The organism is Anaerococcus sp. Marseille-Q5996 (genome assembly GCF_946893725.1).
Taxonomy (GTDB): domain Bacteria; phylum Bacillota; class Clostridia; order Tissierellales; family Peptoniphilaceae; genus Anaerococcus; species Anaerococcus martiniensis.
The window spans coordinates 201359-219825 of record NZ_CAMPPE010000002.1 but is presented as its reverse complement, the minus strand read 5'-3'; the positions used below and the strand labels follow the sequence as shown (position 1 = coordinate 219825).

At 30.0% G+C, this 18467-nt stretch carries 15 protein-coding genes; 1 reads left to right on the top strand and 14 read right to left on the bottom strand.

Annotation, left to right across the window (positions count from 1 at the left end; translation table 11 throughout):
- Window positions 1-2: 2 nt before the first annotated feature.
- The 5 genes from ptsP to OC526_RS03525 all read right to left on the bottom strand — a co-directional run bounded on the left by ptsP (window position 3) and on the right by OC526_RS03525 (window position 4263).
- Complete coding sequence (ptsP, locus tag OC526_RS03545; protein ID WP_262122213.1) at window positions 3-1706, bottom strand: phosphoenolpyruvate--protein phosphotransferase; 1704 nt, start codon at window positions 1704-1706, stop codon at window positions 3-5.
- A 64-nt stretch (window positions 1707-1770) separates the two neighbouring features.
- Window positions 1771-2031 (bottom strand): HPr family phosphocarrier protein, encoded by a 261-nt coding sequence (locus tag OC526_RS03540; protein WP_262122212.1) that lies wholly within the window; start codon window positions 2029-2031, stop codon window positions 1771-1773.
- A gap of 62 nt (window positions 2032-2093) precedes the next feature.
- On the bottom strand, window positions 2094-3095 hold the full coding sequence (locus OC526_RS03535) for a LacI family DNA-binding transcriptional regulator (RefSeq protein ID WP_262122211.1): 1002 nt from the start codon (window positions 3093-3095) through the stop codon (window positions 2094-2096).
- A gap of 51 nt (window positions 3096-3146) precedes the next feature.
- A complete protein-coding gene (locus OC526_RS03530) occupies window positions 3147-3590 on the bottom strand; it encodes a hypothetical protein (protein ID WP_262122210.1) in 444 nt (147 codons plus the stop codon).
- A 10-nt stretch (window positions 3591-3600) separates the two neighbouring features.
- Window positions 3601-4263, bottom strand: a complete 663-nt coding sequence (locus OC526_RS03525; protein ID WP_262122209.1) for a YtxH domain-containing protein — start codon at window positions 4261-4263, stop codon at window positions 3601-3603.
- Window positions 4264-4704: 441 nt separating this feature from the next.
- On the opposite strand from OC526_RS03525, the gene OC526_RS03520 reads away from it, so the two are divergent.
- The gene (locus OC526_RS03520) at window positions 4705-5490 is read left to right on the top strand and encodes an NAD(+)/NADH kinase (RefSeq protein WP_262122208.1); all 786 of its coding nucleotides are present in this window, start codon (window positions 4705-4707) and stop codon (window positions 5488-5490) included.
- Here the strand turns inward: OC526_RS03520 and OC526_RS03515 are convergent, their stop codons facing one another.
- From OC526_RS03515 to OC526_RS03475, 9 genes are all read right to left on the bottom strand, one after another.
- Window positions 5491-7020 (bottom strand): peptidoglycan D,D-transpeptidase FtsI family protein, encoded by a 1530-nt coding sequence (locus tag OC526_RS03515; RefSeq protein ID WP_262122207.1) that lies wholly within the window; start codon window positions 7018-7020, stop codon window positions 5491-5493. It lies immediately after the preceding gene.
- The gene (locus tag OC526_RS03510; protein WP_262122206.1) at window positions 7013-8272 is read right to left on the bottom strand and encodes an FtsW/RodA/SpoVE family cell cycle protein; all 1260 of its coding nucleotides are present in this window, start codon (window positions 8270-8272) and stop codon (window positions 7013-7015) included. Before OC526_RS03510 ends, OC526_RS03515 begins: the two co-directional genes overlap by 8 nt.
- Entirely contained in the window at window positions 8265-8768 is a 504-nt protein-coding gene (locus OC526_RS03505; protein ID WP_262122205.1) for an FHA domain-containing protein, read from the bottom strand. Before OC526_RS03505 ends, OC526_RS03510 begins: the two co-directional genes overlap by 8 nt.
- Window positions 8769-8873: 105 nt before the next feature.
- Window positions 8874-10568: a phospho-sugar mutase gene (locus tag OC526_RS03500; RefSeq protein ID WP_262122204.1), complete on the bottom strand. Its 1695-nt coding sequence runs from the start codon at window positions 10566-10568 to the stop codon at window positions 8874-8876.
- Between the two features lie 9 nt (window positions 10569-10577).
- Window positions 10578-12458: a type I pullulanase gene (gene pulA, locus OC526_RS03495; RefSeq protein ID WP_262122203.1), complete on the bottom strand. Its 1881-nt coding sequence runs from the start codon at window positions 12456-12458 to the stop codon at window positions 10578-10580.
- Window positions 12442-14700, bottom strand: a complete 2259-nt coding sequence (locus OC526_RS03490) for a glycogen/starch/alpha-glucan phosphorylase (RefSeq protein ID WP_262122202.1) — start codon at window positions 14698-14700, stop codon at window positions 12442-12444. The genes pulA and OC526_RS03490 overlap by 17 nt, the downstream gene beginning before the upstream one ends.
- 1 nt (window position 14701) lies before the next feature.
- Complete coding sequence (gene glgA, locus OC526_RS03485) at window positions 14702-16132, bottom strand: glycogen synthase GlgA (RefSeq protein WP_262122201.1); 1431 nt, start codon at window positions 16130-16132, stop codon at window positions 14702-14704.
- Window positions 16132-17256 (bottom strand): glucose-1-phosphate adenylyltransferase subunit GlgD, encoded by a 1125-nt coding sequence (glgD, locus tag OC526_RS03480; protein WP_262122200.1) that lies wholly within the window; start codon window positions 17254-17256, stop codon window positions 16132-16134. The genes glgA and glgD overlap by 1 nt, the downstream gene beginning before the upstream one ends.
- Before the next feature lies 1 nt (window position 17257).
- Window positions 17258-18391, bottom strand: coding sequence for a glucose-1-phosphate adenylyltransferase (locus tag OC526_RS03475; protein ID WP_262122199.1), 1134 nt, complete (start codon window positions 18389-18391; stop codon window positions 17258-17260).
- Window positions 18392-18467 lie beyond the last annotated feature (76 nt).

Here is an 18467-nt window from a genome sequence, read left to right as displayed (position 1 = left end):
GTCTAATTATGTTCTTTTACCTTTTCTTCAACTTCTTCTGGAGTTTCTAAATCTAATAGTCCATTTGCAAACTCTTCTTCTTCTTTAAGGTTTGATTTTATAATTGTATCTTTAACTTCTGCAATTTTTGATGAGGATGCTGAAAATTCATCTAAGCCTAAACCTAAAAGTAATTTTGTTGCTTCTGGATCAGATGCAAATTGACCGCACATACCTGTCCATTTGTAAGCACTATGAGATGCATCAATTACATGTTTTATTGCTTTTAATACGGCTGGATTGTAGTTAGAATATAATTCAGATATATTTTCATTACCTCTATCTACTGCTAGGGTATATTGTGAAAGGTCATTTGTACCAATTGAGAAGAAATCAACATATTTTATAAATTGATCAGCCATAAACACTGATGCAGGAGTTTCTATCATAATACCTACTTCAAGATTTTTGTTGTATTCAACCCCATTTTGATCTAACTCACTTTTAATTTCTTCAATAATTTCTAAAGTTCTTTTAAATTCAGAAATATTGATGACCATAGGAATCATTATTTTTAGATTACCAAATGCTGAAGCTCTAACTAAGGCCTTTAGTTGAGTTCTAAATATATCTTCTCTATCTAAACAAAGCCTAATTGCTCTATATCCTAAAAATGGATTTTCTTCAACTGGGAATGTAAAATAATCTAAGCCTTTATCACCACCTATATCCAAGGTTCTAATAATAAGTGGTTTTTTTTCAAGCATTTCTGTAGCTTCTTTATAAACTTCAAATTGTTCTTCTTCAGTTGGAAAATGATCATTTTCCATATATAAAAACTCTGTTCTAAACAATCCTACACCATCACATCCATTTTCAATGGCGATTTTTAAGTCTTCAATGTTTCCTATATTAGCAGCAACCTCAACTTTTTTACCATCTTTTGTGATAGCTTCTTTATCTTTAACTTCCTTTAATCTCTCTTGTTTTTCTTTTTGTACTTTGATTTTTGATTCATAGTCAGCTATTAAATCTTCTGAAGGATTTAGGATAATTACTCCCTCATCTCCATCTATTATTGCTTTTTCTCCCCCCTGTACTTTTGTTGAAATATCTTGCATACCAACTAAAGCGGGAATATCTAAAGTTTGTGCGATAATAGAAGTATGGCTTGTTTTACCACCAAGATCTGTAGCAAATCCTGCTACATTTTCCTTATTCATATTAGAAGTATCTGATGGTGTTAATTCTTTAGAAATTACTATAGAGTTTTTTTCAATTAAAGATAGATCCTTAGGTTTGATGCCCTTTAATTTATACATTAATTGATAGCCTATATCTTTATAGTCACTAGCTCGCTCTTTTAGGTATTCATCATCAATTTGGCTCATAATTTCCACCATTTCATTAACAGTTTCATTTAAAGCCATCTCAGAGTTTTTCAATTCATTTTCAATTTTTGAATTTATTGTATCTGAAAAGTAAGGATCTTGTAATAATTCTTTGTGGGCGTTTGCAATATTAATTTGAGCTTCATTTGCACCTTCAGTATTATCTAGCTCGCTAATGTAATCATTAATAGATGTTTCAACACGATTTTTTTCATTTTCAATCATGTTTTCTTCTATCTTTGACTCATCAATTGTTAATTCTTCCCTATTAAACAGGTAAATAGTCCCAATTGCTATTCCATTGCTTGCTTTTATACCCTCGTACCTTGTATTCATATTTATCCTTTCCTAATTATTTATAAAAAAAAGGATACTAATCAGTATCCTAAAATGTTAAATATTATTCTGATAAGTTATTAATAAAATCAACTAATTCATCTGCAAATTTATCTTCATCTTCTCCTTCAACTACTAAAGTAATATCAGTTCCTTTAGCAATTCCAAGGCTCATAACATTAAAGATTGATTTTGCATTTGCTTCTTTACCATCTTTAATAATTTTTACTTCCCCTGGATAATTTTTAACAAATTGAACTAGAGATGCAGCAGGTCTTGCGTGTAAACCAGTTTCATTTTTTATAACAACATTTCTTTCAGCCATAATTTCCTCCTCTTATATCTATAAATATATTATAGTGTTTTATAAACGTTTTTTCAACTAACTTATTTACTAGATTCCCTTGCTACAACAGTACATTCTATTACCCAATCATCAAGTAATATTTCTTCTTCATCTTTTATTCTTTTTATAAGTGCTCTTATAGCAATAGCTCCTATATCATAATATGGAATCGAAACAGTAGTTAAGTTCGGCCTATAAATATTTGCAATAGAAGAATCTCCAAATCCAACTACGGATAAATCATCTGGAACTTTTATTCCATTATCAGCACAATAGTCAATTAATCCTATTGCCATCTCATCATTCATAAGTGAAACTGCAGTAATATTGTTATCCTTGCAAATTTTTATAGCTTCCTTGCCTATGTTATACCCATCATTGCTTGATAATCCATCAATTTTTAGTACAAAATTTTCTTTGTTTAATTCATCAGCAGCTTTGTTGTATCCCGCAAATTTTGCATTATTAAGTACATTATCTTCGCTATTTCCAATATATAATACATTATCATGACCTAAGTCATAAAGATATTTTATAAGTTTATACTGTTCCTTGCTATAATCAATTTTGACAGTGTTAAGATTTTTATATGCATGATATTTATCTAGCAATATAAAAGGAACTCTTGTTTCACGAAGCTTTATTAAAGTTTCATCTGTAAGATTTTCTGTAATAATTATCAATCCCTCAACTTGTTTTGTAGCTAAGAAATCAATAGAATTGTTAAGTGCTTCTTCGATACCGTATGAACTTTGAAGTAGAATATCGTAATTGTAAACTCTTCCTATCTCTTCAATTCCTCTAATAAGCTGAGCCATATATTCGATTCCAATATCTTCAACTATGACACCTACTAAATTAGATCTTCTCATTACTAGAGATCTTGCAAGTTCATTTGGCTTAAAATCTAGCTTTGCTATAGCATCTAAAACTTTTTGCCTAGCTTCAGGACTCACTGGTTTTGAGTTATTCATAACTCTAGAAACTGTAGATATTGAAACTCCGGCAAGTTTGGCTACATCTTTAATTGTTGGTTGCCCCATATTTACCTCTTTTCAAAAAAAAGGTCATCTCATGATGACCTTAATTTATAATTATCTACCTGATATTACGTTTTTAACTATATCAACAACATCTATAACTAAGCTTGAATAATCACCTACTGATGCAATTCCTGCACCAACTGTATCAATACTATCTATAGCTGTTTCACCAACATAGTTTACTGTGTCTCTAATATCATCAGTGATACTATTAACATTAGTCATAGTGTCATTTGCTTTTGCTATAGCCATTCTCAAGTTAGGATCTTGAACAACTGTATTTACGTTGTTAACTAACATATTGGCTTGATCAACAACACCAGGAAGTTTGTCAATTACTTGATCAATATTATCTTCGTTTTTGTCTAGTACCCCATGGATTTTTTTAACTAGTTCATTTGCACTTTTTAGTGTCAATATTAAGTAAACAAGTGCAACAATTCCAACAATAGTTAAAATAATGTTTCCAAGAAGATTAAAGTTAATTGTTAGCATTTAAAACTCCCTAGTTATTTTTATTTTTTTTATTTTCGATATCTTTTTTTACTTGTTTAAGATTTTCTTTAGCTTCTTCAGCTTCATCTTTTGTTTTATCGATAGCTTTGTCAGCATTTTCTTTTATTTCTTCTTTGCCTTTGTTAGCTTCGATAGTGATTTTTTCACCTTTTTCATCAGCTACATCTTTAACATCTTCAGCACCAGCTTTAACATCATCTGCTACATTACTTGCTGTGTTAGAAACGATTTTTGATACTTCAGAAGCACCTTCAGAAAGATTGTCTTTTACGTTTCCAGCTGTTTGTGCAATTTGATCTCCAGTTTGTCTAGCGATTTCTTTTCCGTAGTCAAATCCTTCTCTAACTGGTTCTAAATCTGTGTAAGCTCTGTATTTGATATCTTCATAAGTATCTTTAGCATTATCAACTAAATCAGCTGAAGTTTCTTTTACAGTTCTTACTGTTTCATCAAAAGCTTCACCGATGTCTTCTCTAGTTTCTTTACCAGATTTTGGTGCTAATAAAATACCTGCTGATACACCGATTAATGCTCCAAGTAAAGCACCTTGAGTTCTCATTCTGCTATCGTGATTTTTAGCTTTCCAAATTTCATATTTGATTTCTCTTTGTTTAGCTCTTGCTCTGTCTTCAATATAATCTGCTATTGACATATATATTCACTCCTTTAAATTGTACTAATTATTATATACCCAGATAAATTCCAATATAACATTAATATATAAAAAATAACAAAGTATATAAAAAATCCTAAGGTGGCCCTTACTTTAATACCTTCGTTTGTGTGAAGGTGGGCAAGCTGCCTAGCATTTCTGAAGTCCACTCTACGGAGGCATGTCATCCAAGCTAGGACTACGCAATCCCTTATAAAAGTTGTAGGTTTAAATTCGGACCTGTTTGCCTTAGGATAAGTTAATTATAATATATCGTTAAAATATTTGCAACAAAAACTTTTTCATTAATGTTGACTTTTTATCTAAATTACAACATTAATAGCTTAGAAAAGTATTTCCAAATTTCAAAATTTATTTTAGTTATATTTATATTTATGATTTTCCTGACTATGATATAATATTTGTGAGAGGTATAGATAAATGACAAATATTATCAATGTTTTTAAAAATAGATCAAAATTTAGTAAAAGTGTATTTTATAAAACAAAAGAAGCACTTGAAAAACACGGCTTTGTTGTAAGTAATTCTTATGATACTGAGGCTATTTTAAACCTAGTTATTGGAGGCGATGGTACTTTTTTAAAGGCAGTCCATGATACGGATTTTACATCCATTCCTTTCATAGGCATTAATACCGGGCATCTAGGTTTTTACCAAGAGGTTGAAGCAAATGAAATAGAAGACTTTATACTTGCTTTTAAAAATGGCCAATATCAAACTCAGGAGCTTACTATATTACAATCTACGGTAAATAAGAAAAGATTCGATTCTTTAAATGAAGTTGTTGTAAAAAGTAACAAAAATCAAATTCTAAGATTAAAAGTTTTTATAGATGGCAATTTTATAGAAAATTTCTCTGGTGATGGATTAATTATTTCAACTCCTCATGGATCTACAGCTTATAACCTTTCTTGTGGGGGTTCAATTCTTCATCAGTCTTTGAAGGGTTATTCTCTAACACCTATTGCTCCTATTTATTCTAACTTAAATAATGCAATAATTAGCCCTATTGTCTTGCCAGAAGATGCTACTGTGGAGATTTTAGTTTCTAAAAGAGATAACTACCACACTGTATTTATATTTGATGGCAAGGAGTATAGCAGCAAGGATTATAAAATTACTATAAAAGTTTCAAATAAGACAATAAAAAAACTTATTCTCGATAAAAACCATTATTGGTCAAATATCAAAAATAAGCTTATATAATTAATCTAATCTCACTTGATTAAATATGTCTCTCATAAGATTTCTCGCTATCGGTGCTACAGTGACACCACCAGTATCTGCTGCATCTTCGACAACTATTGCAATAGCAATTTGTGGATCATAGGCTGGTGCAAAACCAACAAACCAGGCATCGATAAATCCATTTGATTTATCGGTGGTACCAGTTTTTCCTGCTACTTGGATGCCATCAATATAAGCAGCCTTCCCAGTTCCTTCATTTACTACATCAACCATCATATCCCTAATATTGTTTGCTCGTCTTTGACTTGTTACAATTGATAATTTTTCTTCCTTGGCCTCATATAATTCTTTTCCTTCTTTGTCAGTAATTGTTTTTACAAGTCTCGGTTGCATCATAACTCCACCATTTGCAATCGTAGAAGTTACCATTGCCATATGCAGTGGAGTTACCTGACTTTTACCATAACCAAATCCTGTCATCGCAAGATCTACTTGATTTAACTCTTTATAAGGAATTATGGAATCGTATTTTTCTAAATCAAATGGATAAGTTTTATTAAACATATAACGATCTGTCATATTTGCTAAAGTTTCCTTGCCCATTTCATTCGTTTTAGCTGCAAAATAAGTATTTGAAGAATACATAAAGGCTTTTCTTAAGTCAAGATTTCCAAATGTCAATCCATCAAAGTTTTTAATCTCAAAATTTTGTATTAATTCTGAACCTGTATCTTCATAATTTTCATCAATATTACTTTCTAACATTGCATTTGCTGTTACAATTTTAAAAGTTGATCCAGGTCTATATAGTCCAGTTGTAGTTCTATTAACAAGGGGTCCATTATTATTTGCAATTAGATTATCCCAATTTGCATCGATGTTATTTGGATCAAAGGTTGGATTTGAAACCATAGCAAGTATTTCACCTGTTTTTGGATTCATAACCACTGCTGCACCAACGTGATCACTCATATAATTATAAGTCAAATTTTGTATGTTTTGGTCAATTGTCAAATGTAAATCATTGCCCACATCATTTGTCACCACCATTTTTCTAAAATTACTCATATTTTCATCTTTTAGATTAAGTAGCCATTTATTAAATGTTTTTTCAATGCCAGTTTTACCATAGGTTTTTGAATTATATCCAGTAACGGTTGATGATGCTTTTCCATAGTTATAATATCGATATTGATTACCATTTTGATCGTAGTCACTATATGCTAAAACATTGTCATTTCTATCTAAAATTTTGCCGCGAGCAATTGTATCTTCATTTATCCAATTTCTACGGTTATTTTCATTGCTCGCTATTGATTTTGCTTTAAAAAGTTGAAAGTAAACTAGATATAAGGCAAGCCCCATAAAAAGTAACACAAAGAAAATCATTACAAAAAGTAGTCTTTTGTTTAAAGTTGATTTTGATAGAACCTTTAACTCTCTACTATTTTTCAATCTTTGGTTTTCTTCTTTTCTTTTAATTTTGTCTAAAAAACTCTCATTTGATGTACGTTTTTTATTTGCCTTTCTATTATTATTTTCACTCATCTGTCTCATCTCCATATTTTATATCACTTGCACAATATTGTAGGCATCCTAGGAGGATAAAACCTGAAAGCATTGATGACCCACCTTGGGAAATGAATGGCAAGGTTACACCTGTAAGAGGAATAATTTTTAACACGCCCCCAAGAATTATAAAAGTTTGGAAAGCAAATAATACTCCAATACAAAATGCAAGTATAGATAAAAATTTATCTTGTTGAATTAGGGAAATTTTAAATGATCTGTATACCAAAATCATAAATAATAGTATAACTGCAAGTCCCATAAAAATGCCCATTTCCTCAGAAATTGCAGAAAATATAAAATCTGATTCTGCAACAGGAACATAATCTGGATGACCTAATCCAATTCCAGTACCAAAAAGTCCTCCGCTAGCAGTTGCAAATAGTGCTTGAGTTATTTGATAGCCTGTCACATCAATATCTGACCATGGATCTAACCATGTTGCAACTCTTACTCTCACGTGTCCGAACATAAAGTAAGCTAGGATAGATCCAAAAATCATTGCTACAATATTTAATGTTATTAAAACCCTATCTTTTTCATAAACAAATTGACTTAATATCATAAGTCCAAAAAATATAAGGGCAGTTCCCAAGTCTTTTTGTAAGAATAGAAAACCAATAAAAATATATATTAAAATATTCATATAGTATCTACCAAAAGGCTTCATAGAAACTTCATTATATCTTGAATAAAAGCTTGCCACAAAAAATGCCAATGGTATTTTAATAAATTCAGATGGTTGTACAGTTATTGGTCCTAAAATAATCCAGTTTTTGGCTCCTCCAATATAAGAACCAAAAACAAGGGTAGCCATAAACAGAGCTACTGAAATAGTTACATAAAATAAACTTATCTTATTCCAAAACTTAAATGACTTTAGAATAAAAAAAGTTAAGAAAAATAGAACTATACCTACCAAGTAAAATTGCAATTGTCTTTTCCCATAAGATGGATTTAATCTATAAATCATGGCTACCCCAATAGCAAAAAGCATATTTACTATAAGCAGCAATATGTTATCTGCCTTGGTAATCTTGGGTGTAAGAATAGTTGATAAAACTATTACAACCAGAATAGCTATGTAAGTGTAAATATCAGTTGTACTTACATTTGAAATATTAAAAATTAAGGCTAAGGATAAGGCTAAAAATGAGAAAATAAACAGTAGAAAAATTGATTTTCTTATATATTTTTTTTCTTTTTGTTCTACATCTAAAGTTTTAAGCATTTTCTTCACCTTGGATAAACAAAAATTGCATTTGTCCTATATGGATAATGTCATTTGTCTTTAGTTCAATCGCATCTTCTATTTTTTCATCATTTAAAAATGTTCCATTTGCAGATTCTAGATCTTCTAGGAAATAAATATCCTCATCTTGGATAATGCGGGCGTGAAACTTGGATAAATACTTATCCTTGATACAAATAGTATTTCTATCGTCACGGCCAATAGTGTTGTCCTCACCTATAAAATAATATTCTTGGACAATAAATCTAAATCCGTCATTTCTATTTAGTAATTTTAAATAAGTATCTGATTCTTGTTCTTTTTTCAATGTTGTTCTTACATCATAGTAAATAATTCTAATAATAGAATATATAAAATAAAAAACTACTATGACAAAAATATATTTTAATATTGTTGAAAATAATTGGTATAGGGTTAAATTTCCTATAACCTGTACTGAAAAAACATCATCAATAGCTTTCAAAAATTTTTCCATATAAACCATCCTTTACGATTTGTATATATTTTACCACATATGATTTATTTTTGAACTTGATAAATGTTTAAACAAAAAAACTAGGGCTAATACCCTAGCTTTAATTTATTCTACACTGTCAATTATTTTTTGCATTTGATCTTCTAATTGTTCTTTTTTATCGTTTGCTGCTTTTTCATTATCCTTAGAAACTGCGTTGATATATAGTTTTATTTTTGGTTCTGTACCCGATGGTCTAATAGCTACCCAAGATTCATCTTCAAAGTAGTATTTAAGTACATTTGATTTTGGAAGACCTGTTTCATCTAATTTATAATCTATAATTTTTCTAGTTTTTAAATCCGCTAGAGATTCTATAGGATTGTTTCTAAATTCTTCCATGATTCTACCTATGCGAGCTTTTCCATCGAGCCCTTGTAGGGTAATAGAGATAACATCGTTTGAGTAGTATCCGTGTTCTTTATACATATCATCTAGTACATCTAGTAATGATTTTCCTTGTTTTTTATAATATGCCGCCATTTCTGCAATCATCATTGCAGAGTTTACAGCATCTTTATCTCTAACAAAGTCTTTATAATTGTAACCAATTGATTCTTCAAAACCAAAGATAAATTTTCCGTCGTTATTTTTCTCAAGTTCATTTGCTACGGCATAGATGTTTTTAAATCCAGTTAGTACATCATATTTTTTGACACCATACTTTTTAGTAACCGGAGCTATCAAATCACCAGTTACAATCGACTTAACAACTGCTCCATTTTCAGGAAGTTCTCCATTTTTATCAAGAGCTTCTAAAATGTAGTTTGTAAGTAGGGCACCAATTTTATTTCCAGTTAAAAATACAAAATTTCCATTTCCATCATTTATTTCTACTGCACATCTATCAGCATCAGGATCGGTTGCAAGTAGTAAGTCTGCTCCAACCTCTTTTCCTAATTTTTCTGAATATTCAAAGGCTGCTGGCATTTCTGGGTTTGGATAACCCACAGTAGTAAAGTTTGGGTCTGGGTTTTCTTGTTCTGGAACAATGTGGATATTTTTGAATCCTCTTTCATCAAGGATTCTTCTAACTAGTTTATTTCCAGTTCCATTAAGAGGTGTATATACAATATTTATATCTTTGTCAATATCTTCATTTATAGTACAATCTAAGACTTTTTTTACATAATCTTCAACCACACTTTGATCTACCCATTCAATAATTCCATCATCAATACCTTTTTCAAAATCTAAACGTGGAATTTCAAAAAAATCAGGGTGTTCGGCAATATGGCCTAAAATTTTATTAGCAGTTTCATCTAGAATTTGGCTTCCTTCTGCATTATAAGCCTTATATCCATTATATTCCATAGGATTGTGGCTAGCTGTTATCATTACTCCTGCTGATGTTTTTAATTGTCTGACTGTATAAGATAAAACAGGTGTAGGTTGTATTTCTTTATGGATATAAACTTTTATGCCATTAGCTGCAAACACTTCTGCAGTTATTTTTGCAAATTCTTCTGACTTGTGACGTACATCATAGGAAATAGCAACACCAGCTTTTTTTGCATCTTCTCCCATTTCAGCAATTGTATCAGCAAATCCTTGGCTAGCCTGAGCTACCATATACTCATTCATACGGTTTGTTCCAGCACCTAGTTTTCCACGAAGACCTGCTGTTCCAAATTCCAGTGAATTATAAAACCTATCTTTTATTTCTTCATCATTTCCTCTAATTTCTTCTAATTCTTTACGGGTCAAATCATCAAATTTTTCATTATTTAACCAAGATTCATAATTTTTTATATAATCCATTTTTTTCTCCTAATATATTTTATATACATTTACTGATAACTTATCGAGGCTTATATCCTCTTCTATATTATTATATTTACCCTCTTTATCAAAAATTTTCTCTATTATAAAATCATTATATCCTATAAAAGAATTTAATCTTTTAGTACTAATAAACTTTTCTTCAAGTCCTGCATTAATAGCAACCAAAATAAATCCTTTTTTAGCTTTTATTTTATAAATTATAAGAGAATTTTCTAAATTATCCATAAAACTTAAAGATTTTCTAATATGATTAGGGTCTATTTTATTAAATACTTTTATATTTTTTCTAAGAGCAATTATGTCTTTTGTATAATTAAATACGTCTATGTTTTCCTGCTTATCATTCCAATTAATAGCATTTATAAACAAGGGTGAATTGTAGGAATTTCTGTCATTATTTTTGCTATGGTTAAATTCATTTCCTTCATATAAAAACGGTTTACCAAAGGATAGCATAATTAGTCCAATAGCAAGCTTTACATAATCATTTATATTGTCTAAATTATTCAATGAAATTTGTAATTTATCATATAAAATTAAATTGTCATGGCAATTAAAATAGTTTACTGTTTCAGATGCAAAGTCAGTAAATCCCCATCTTTTTTTATCAAAATGTATTGATCCAGCAATTGCCTCTTCTATAGTCGGTTTAAGAAAGTGATTACCTTGAATATAGCCTATGCCAAATGAATTCGTATCACCCTTTATAGCATCCCTATATATATCATTAAAAACTCCAAAATCATTTGATTTTTGGGATCCCTTCACAATTTGCTTTTCATAAGGCAATGTTGTACCAAGGGCCATCCATGGCTCTCCATAGATGATTAAATTTGGATTTATTTCCTTTAATTCCTCTAATGCAATTTTTATAGTGTCTATGTCAATTAAGGCCATCAAATCAAAGCGAAATCCATCAATCTTATACTCCTTGACCCAATGTTTTAAGGAGTCTATTATTAGCTTTCTAACAAAGGGTCTTTCACTTGCAATTTCATTTCCAACACCAGATCCATTTGAAAATGTTCCATCATTATTCATTCTGTAATAATAATTTGGCCCCAAAGTATTTAAATTGGAATCATATGACTTAAAAGTATGGTTGTAAACTACATCCATGATTACAGCAATATTTGCTTCATGTATAGCTTGAATCATCTTTTTGAGCTCATAGACCCTTGATTTTGAATCTTGTGGGTCAGTTGAATATGATCCTTCAGGAGCAAAGTAAAGTTCAGGATCATAACCCCAATTGTAATTATCATCATCAAAAAATCTATCGCTAGATTCATCTACACTTATAAAGTCATAGATTGGTAATAATTGCAAATGTGTTATGCCAAGTTCTTTCAAATGTGAAAGACCTGTTTTAAATCCATGGTAACTAGTATTTTTTTCGCTAAGTCCTAAGAATTTTCCTCTGTTTATAACTCCGCTGCTTTTATCGGCTGTGTAGTTTTTAACTGACATTTCATAAATAATTGCTTCTTCTTCGGGTATTTGTGGCACTATACTTTTTCTAAACCCCTTAGGATCAGTTTCTCCCATATCGCAAACCACTGAATACATTGAGTTTATAGAACTTGTAAATGAATAAGGATCAGTTACTTCAAATTTATCATCTACAATATAAGAATAATAATATCCATCCAAATCTCCACTAACTTCTATCTCCCAAACTCCCAATTCATTTTGCTTCATAGGAAAAATATCTTTTCGGGGATTATTATAATCAGTAGTTAATGTAAGCTTTACACTTTTTTCCGGAGCAAAGACTCTAAAGATAGTTTTTTCTTTAGAGTAAATGGCTCCTAATTCATAGTCTTTTATTTCTTCATAGGTAAGTTTTCTATAATTTTTTATCAAAACTCATATCCTTTTTTATGTGATTTAAATTAAATTCATTGGCCCATAAAATATTTTCAATCTGTTTTTGAGTCCAAATTTCTTGATGAAGATAATCATTGGATACTTTCCTTCTAATATTGACTAAATTTTCCAAGTCTAAAAATATTTCAAAAGAATCATTATACAAAATTATTTCTTCATATAAGCTTTTGAAATCATAAGGAAAGTTTTCTCGAGATTCTTTTAGTAAATTTTCTATAGTATATTTAACTTTTCTATTCTGACTAATAACATCGTCTAATTTATGAGATTTATTTTCTCGTCTCTTTTCATAAGTTTTGTAGCTATCATCTAAGAGATAAAATTCATTATCTTTTTCTATATTATCCACAATGCCTCCTCTAGTTGATATTATATTTGACATATTGAATATAGAATTTAAAATATCAAAATTTTGGTTATCGTAAAGTGGATAAGTCAAATTGGAGTAGACATCACAAGCTGGATATAATTTTCTTAAATCTCCAACTGATAAATTTTCTACATATACTATTTTTAATTTTTCTCTAATTACCTTATCAGATTCTAATAGATTTTTTAAAGCAATTATAAATTTAATAGTTTCTTTTGCCATAAAATAGCCTTCATTGGCCTTCCCGGAAAATATATAAGTTTTTGGAATTGCATATGCATTTCTGTTATCTCTTAAAAAGTAAAATTCATAAGCGATAGCCATTGCATTTAATATCTGTCTTTTGCTTTCATGCATAATAGATAATTGCATATCAAATATTGAGTAAGGATTTATATTTTTTTCTTTATCATTTAATGATTCTACAAATGATTTTTTATTCTTAAATTTAATTTTCTCAAGTCCATCTAAAAAATCCTTATCCTTAACAAATAATTTGAATTTATTAAAATCATCAGTTTTTGTAATATCTATATCATAGTTTTTCAAATACTCAGTCAGATTAGAATTAGCACTTTTAGCATACATTAGCCTGTCTGTACCAAGATTAACATAGGAGTAACTCCTATTACTTTTTCTATTATCAGATAATGATTTTGATAAAAAAAAGTAATCCTTACTTAGGGCTATATTTATATTTCTAAAGATCACAAAGCCATCTTTAATAAATGGATTGAAATTTTCTTCAGCTATTAACTCGTTTTGAACATCAGTTATGGTTGTTAATATATCAGGATTCATTTTCCTAATTTCATCAACTGGATAACGTTCCAAAGAATCATCAGTTATTGAAAATACCAAATGATAAAAAATATCTCTAGTGTATTGAATAGCTAGTTTTGTAGAAAAATTATAGTCAGATTTTAATATTCTTATAAATTCTATAAGGGCAAGGGTTGGATGAATATCATTTATAATTACATTTGTTTGCTTATTAATATTTTTTATGTCTTTATAATATAAGATATATCGACGAATGAAATCTCTCATAGCAGATGCTGAGAAAAAATATTCTTGTTTAAGCCTTAAAATCTTACCTTCATAAGAAGAATCATCTACATATAAAAATTCTGTAATTGCGCTATTATTGATGTAATCATCATATGCATCTATAATATCACCTTTTGAAAATTTGCTTAAACTAATACTTTTACTTGGTTCTGACTTAAATAATCTAAGGGTATTTATAAAACTTGCATCATCAGAGATTACTGGCATATCATAGGTTATAGTTTTATGCTTTTTTCCATAGATTTCTATTTCATTTGTGAAAGATTTTCTATGTTCCCAATTAGATCCATTTTTAAGCCATGATGATGTTTCTGCCCTTTGCATTCCATCTTTTATCACTTGCTTGAAGTTGCCAGATTCATAACGTAAGGCATAAGCAGTTGCTTTTATTTTTTTGTTTGAAAGTTCATTTATCAAATAAGATGAGCCTATGCCCATATCTGCAATTCCTAGATCTGGTTCTGGATCATGTTTCAAAATATTTTCATAAGAAAATCCCATTTCATCGAGAGCTGATCTAATTTCAGATTCTAAATCTAATTTATATATTACATTTCCTAAAAATCTACCAGGTAGGTATTCAAAGCTTAAAATGTAAACTTCATAACCTTCTTTTATTTTCTTTGTATCAACCCATTTTTTGCCAACTATCTCCATAAGGTATCTACAAAGACAATCATAAATCTCATTTTCCCTAGCCGTTTTTATGTCTTTAGCATAAAAAGAATACAAATAATTTTGTATTCTTTCTATAATTATTTCTTTATTTGTAATCATCCTAAGCTTTTATATCCTCATATAAGTCTAAGTATTTAGTAGCTGACATTTTCCAGTCGATGTCTTGGATCATTGCATTTTTTATTAATCTATTATGATTTTCTTTTTGAGTATTATAGATGTTTATAGCATTTTTTATTGTAAATAAAAGCTCATGGGCATTAATATTTGAAAATGAATATCCAGTACCTTCCACAGTATATTCGTTATAAGGAATAACAGTATCCTTTAGTCCACCAGCCTCACGAACTATTGGTAATGTACCGTAACGCATAGCAATTAATTGGCTAATACCACATGGTTCAGATATAGATGGCATAAGATAAAAATCACTAGCTGCATATATTTTGTGGGCTTCTGCTCCACCAAAATAAATTCTACTAGACATTTTTTCTGGATATTTCCATGCAAAGTAATTAAACATTTCTTCATAAGTATAATCACCTGTTCCAAGTAAAACAAATTGAATATCCTCTTGCAATAATTCATCCAAAATATATCTTATTAAATCCATACCCTTCATTTCATTTAGTCTAGAAACAAGTCCTATCATAGGAACATCTTCCCTTTTTGGTAATCCATAGGCTTCTTGAAGGGCAAGCTTATTTAAAACTTTTTTATCAATACTATCTACATCAAAGTTTTGATCTATCATTTTATCAGTTTTTGGATTCCATTCTTTATAATCAATACCATTAACAATACCAGAAAGCTTGTAGTCATATTGGCGGATAATACCATCTAGGCCTTCTCCATAAAATGGATAATGAATCTCTCTAGCATAATTTTCTGAAACTGTATTTACAGCTGTCGCATGAATTATTCCAGCTTTCATAAAGTTAATGGCATCATAAAATTTTAAATCATTTTCGTTAAAATATGAACCATCAAGCCCTGCTAATCTTAAATTCTCAGGGTCAAATACTCCTTGATACTTTAAATTGTGAATAGTAAATAAGGTTCTAATATCATCATAGTAACTATCTCCACGCCTATAATCATTTACTAAAACATTTACCATAGCTGTATGCCAGTCGTTTGTGTGGATAATATCTGGTTTAAAATTAATTTCTTTACCTAATAGTGTGCAAGCTTTAGAATAGAATATAAATCTTTCTGCATCATCATCAAATCCATATGGATGGTCACGGTCAAAATATTCCATGTTATCAATAAAATAATATTTCACACCATTAAATTCAAGACCGTATACTCCAGCATACTGGTGTTTCCAATCAAGATCGACATAAAATTCCGTAATCTTTTCCATCTTTGATTTATATGATTCATCAATTGTGCTATAAAGTGGCAATACAACTCTGACATCTGCTCCAAGATTAACAAGTTCTTTTGGAAGGGAACCTGCAACATCTGCAAGTCCCCCTGTTTTTACAAAAGGTACAGCTTCAGCTGTCAGAAATAGAACATTCATTAGTAACTCCAATCTTCTAAAACTTCATTTTTACTTGATACGAAAGGATGAGATCTATTTCCAAATAATTTCACATTTTTTCCTACATGGGTGCCCTTCTCAGTAATTACAAAATTTAATATAGAGTCTTCGCCAATAATACTATCTTGGAAAATAATTGAGTTTTTAATTACAGCACCTTTTTTTACTTGAACTCCCCTAAATATTATCGAATTTTCTACCTCGCCTTCTATAATTGCGCCATTAGCTATCAATGAATTCTTTACTTTACTTTCTTTAGTATAGGAAGTGGAAGGCTCATCTTTTGATTTTGTATAAACCAAACCGTCGTTGTAAAATAAATTGTCAAAATATTCTCTGTCTAGTAGTTTAATATTGGAATCAAAAAATGAATTGGTATCCATTACGATTTCTAGTTGATTATTAACCCTATAAAAGTCTATGTCTAAATTTTCAGGGTATTCAAAAATTGCATTTAGTAAATTAGAAACAGAATTTTTTTCTTCAGCATATCTTAATACTTTTATAAATAATTCACGCTTAATTAGAATAGATCCAGCAAATAAATCAAATTCATCACTTGTGCCTAGATTTAAGCCTGCATTATCTGGCTTTCCTTCTTCGTTTGAATTAATTATTTTACGGTTTAGGAAAAAACCATCCTTATCTTCTGTTTTTTTTGTAAATATCAGAACATCGTTGCCTTGATTTTTAAGTTGCTCTTTTGCATCTCCTATATCAACTTTATTGATATACATAGGATTTGTAACAAATATATAATCGGCATTACTTTCTTCAAATGCCCTTAGGGTATCAAAATATCTTTCTATTTCCGAAGCATTTTTAACATCGAAATTAGGAGGATTAATTGTAAGTCCACCTCGTCTTCTATTAAGCTCCCAGCTTCTACCATCGCCAATGTGATCTAGGGTAGAACGCATCCTGTTTCCTGCATATAAAATTACATTGCTAATGTCGTAATTTGTTAAATTTGATAAAGTAAAGTCTATAATCCTATATCTACCAGCATATGGTAGCATATAATCAGGCCTAACCTTACATAATTCACCATAAGCCGCTGGATTAAATTCTGAGCTGTATACTAATGCTAAAACACTATCCATATTATTCCTCCCCAATGCCTTCAGAACTTACTAGATATACTTTATCAGTATTTTCATCACCTATATCTTCTGTAATTTCTATATCTTCAGCTACTACACAATTATAAATTTTACATCCAGCTTTTACTTTTGAACCATTTAATAAGACTGAATTATAAACCTCTGCCCCTTCTTCAATACTTACGTTTGAAAATAAAACCGAGTTATTAACTGACCCGTCGATTACACAGGCTTCATTTACCAAGGCATCATTGAGTTTGCCATTTGGCCCAATTCTATGTGGTGGTAAATTTAAGCTAGTTGTATAAATTTTCCAATCTTCATCATATATTCCTAATTCATTATTTGGATCTATTAGATCTAGGTTTGCTTGCCAATAGCTTCTTACTGTACCAACATCCTTCCAATATCCATCAAATTTATAGACATAAAGTGGTTCACCCTCAGCAAGCATTTTAGGGATTATGTCCTTACCAAAGTCATTGGAAGAATCTGGATTTTCGTTATCTTCTATAAGAGTTTTTCTTAAAACTTTCCAGTTAAATACGTAAATTCCCATTGATGCAAGATTTGATTTTGGATTATCTGGTTTTTCTTCAAATTCAGTTATTCTACCATCTTCATCAGTATTCATAATTCCAAATCTACTTGCTTCATCCCAATCAACTTCCATAACTGCAATTGTAGCATCAGCACCCTTTGCCTTATGTATATCAAGTAGTTCTCTATAGTCCATTTTGTAAATATGATCACCAGATAATATTAAGACGTATTCTGGATTTACTAAGTCTAGGTAGTTTATATTTTCATAAATGGCACTAGCAGTACCTTCAAACCATTTTCCACCTTCTTCTGTATAGTAAGGAGAAAGTATTCTAAGACCTCCATTATTTCTATCATAATCCCAAGCCGCACCTATACCCAAGTGGCGATTTAATAGTTGTGGTTTATATTGAGTTAAGACACCAATATCTTTAATTTCTGAATTAGTTGAATTACTTAATGCAAAATCTATGATTCTGTATTTTCCGCCAAAAGGAACAACTGGTTTTGCCATATCTTTTGTTAATGCTTTTAGTCTAGATCCTTGTCCACCAGCTAAAAGCATTGCTGCTGTTTTGTTCGAATTTCTCATATGCCCTCCTTCACAAAAGACTTGATTGTTATAATATATTAATACCCTAAATAAAATATAAAATGTTAAAAAAACC